The organism is Cohnella caldifontis (genome assembly GCF_029360585.1).
Lineage (GTDB): Bacteria > Bacillota > Bacilli > Paenibacillales > Paenibacillaceae > Cohnella > Cohnella caldifontis.
The window spans coordinates 1-373 of the sequence record NZ_JAQZSJ010000053.1 but is presented as its reverse complement, the minus strand read 5'-3'; the positions used below and the strand labels follow the sequence as shown (position 1 = coordinate 373).

Genomic DNA, 373 nt, shown 5'->3' with positions numbered 1-373 from the left:
TCCAAACCTCGATGCGAGCCTCGGGATCAAGCCCGGTAGTCGGCTCGTCGAGGAAAATGATCTGCGGTTTGCCCACGAGGCTCAAGGCGATGTCGAGCCTGCGGCGCATACCGCCCGAATAAGCAGATGCCTTTCGGTCCGCGGCATCCGTCAGGCCGAAGCGTATCAGCATATCTTCCGCAACCTGGCGCGGATTCTTAAGGTGCCGCAGCTTGGCGATCAGAATCAGATTTTCCCGCCCGGTCAAAATCTCGTCGACCGCGGCGAATTGCCCGGTCAGACTGATGGACTGCCGCACATGGTCCGGCTTTGACGCAACATCGAATCCGTTCACGGCGGCGACTCCGCCGTCATGCTTGAGCAGCGTGGAGAG

General features: G+C 60.3%; 1 protein-coding gene. It reads right to left on the bottom strand.

Translation table 11 applies throughout. The features are described from left to right. Positions 1–373, bottom strand: a 373-nt coding sequence (locus PTZ19_RS25280) for an ATP-binding cassette domain-containing protein (protein WP_276358480.1), incomplete at both ends; no start/stop codon positions are given.